General features: G+C 72.8%; 2 protein-coding genes. One reads left to right on the forward strand and one right to left on the reverse strand.

Annotation, left to right across the window (positions count from 1 at the left end):
* The coding region (locus ACM2XV_RS14580; protein ID WP_487027454.1) for an Orn/Lys/Arg family decarboxylase at nucleotides 1-448 on the forward strand (448 nt) is incomplete at its 5' end.
* An 11-nt stretch (nucleotides 449-459) separates the two neighbouring features.
* Here ACM2XV_RS14580 and ACM2XV_RS14585 read toward each other — a convergent pair.
* The coding region (locus ACM2XV_RS14585; RefSeq protein WP_487027455.1) for a DUF2207 family protein at nucleotides 460-2,154 on the reverse strand (1,695 nt) is incomplete at its 5' end.

Here is a 2,154-nt window from a genome sequence, read left to right on the forward strand (position 1 = left end):
CCACGCCGTGCGGTCGGTGATGCTGCGCGATCACGGCATCCAGTTCGAGCTGTCGACGGATGCCTGCGTGCTCGCGATCGTCGGCCCGGGGTCGCACCCCGACCTGGGCCGCATCGTCGACGCCCTGCACAGCCTGCGTGCCGACGACCCCGAGGTCGCGACGTCGGGCTTCGTGCGCGTGCCGCTGCCCGAGCCCGGCGAGAAGCGGATGCTGGTGCGCGACGCCACCTTCGCGGCCGCCACGGTCGTGCCGGCCGCGCAGGCCGTGGGGCGGGTGTCGGCGGACTCGCTCGCGGCCTACCCGCCGGGCATCCCGAACGTCATGCCCGGCGAGGTCATCACGGCCGAGACCGTCGAGTTCCTGCAGCACGTGGCGGCCGCGCCGACCGGCTTCGTGCGGGGCGCGGTCGACCCGGCGGTCGAGACGCTGCGCGTCGTGGCGGAGTAGGCCTGGGGCCTCTACCAGCCCCCGCCGCCGCCACCGCCGAAGCCGCCGCCCGAGAATCCGCCCGAGAATCCGCTGCCGCCCGAGCTCGACCACGAGTGCGAGTTGCTCGTCGTGCTCGCGGTCGTCGCGTAGTTGTGCGATGCGAAGGCGTTCGCGAACAGCAGCGTCTGCAGGGGCAGCAGGGTCGGCGTCACGTCCGTGGGCGTGGTCGCCCAGGCGCGGCCGAGCACCTCTCGCCACTCCTTCTCGACGTTGAAGAGGATCGCGTAGGGCAGCAGCTTCTCGTACAGCTTCACGAGATCCTCGCCCTGCGGGGTCTTCTGCGTCTCGGCGCCCGTCGGGCTCTGCAGCATGCGGATGCGGTCGGCTTCGGCGAGCCGCAGGTAGTCGCGGATGCCGAGCAGGTGCTCGTAGGCGGGGGTCGCGGCCGTGGTCCGCCGCTCGCGCGGCCACACCAGGGCGACGGCTGCGACGAGCAGCGCGAGGGCCGCCACGAGCCCGAGGTAGTGCAGCCAGGTGCCGAAGGCCCCGCTGCTCAGCACGACGAACCAGGCGACGGTGACGACCGCGAACAGGATGCCCGCGGCGAGCAGGATGCCGCTCAGCGCGGTGTACCGCCGGGCGATCAGCCCCTGTTTGCGCACCGCGTCGCGCGCCTCGCGCAGCAGCTTGGCGATGCGGTCGCCGACCTCGGGCTTCTTCGGGTCGAGCGTCACCGCCGCGCCGGGCTTGATCGAGCCGAAGAGGGTGTGCACCGCGTCGGCGTCCTCGTCGTCGAGCACGGTCGCGTCGTGCAGCTGGAGGGCGTAGAGATCGTCCTTCGTCTTCGCCGTGCCCCGGTCGTCGCGGGTCATGGTGGCGGCGCGGCTCACGACGAGCTGCGTGACGAGCGCAGGGAAGGCGCGATCGCGCTCGTCGAGCAGCTCCGCGGCCTCCATCACGCCGATGCCGGGGAACGCCGCGTACTGCGGCACGATGATGCCCGTGCCCCTCGGGTTGCCGAGGCTCCTGACGCGCACCGCGATCGCGAGGCCGAGCAGCACGACCGCGACGCCGAGCAGCACCCACACGGCGAGGCGCCGCAGCGACAGCGGCACCGCGAAGGTGCCGGGGGCGAAGCCGACGCTCATCGTCACGTTCTCGTGGGCGCCGAGGTCGGTGGCCGTGGCGGCGAAGGCGTCACCGGTGCGAGTGATCGTGCAGCGCGCCGTCGACCCCTGGGCCCCCTGATAGCAGGCCGTGTCGCCCGTGAGCGAGCCCGCGAGCGCGGCAGGCACGTGCAGCGTCGCACTCACCGTTCCGAACGGCTGGGCCCAGCCGGTTCCGTTGACGTCGAACAGGAACTGCTGCGCGCCCTGCGCCTCGTGGACGACGTCGCGCATCGTGTAGCGGATGACGTAGCTCTGGGCTCCGTGCACGAAGGAGTAGGGGTCGCCGATGCGCACGACCGTGAAGCCGGCGGGCACGTCGTCGGTCAGCAGCTGCCAGGCGACCGGCGCGCCTGCGGCATCCGTCACACTGCGCACCCGCACGTGCAGCGAGCGGCCGTCGGCGCTCGTCGGGATCGCCCGTTCGATGCCGTGGTTCTGGTCGGCATCCGGGAAGCGCGCCGCGAACGTCTCGGTCACCGCGAGCTCGGCGCGGCCGTCCGCCGCGCGGCTCAGGCGGTAGTCGGTGTGCAGGCTGTCGAAGGTGAAGTCGCCGGC

This window comes from Gryllotalpicola sp. CP2-P1 (assembly GCF_057512245.1).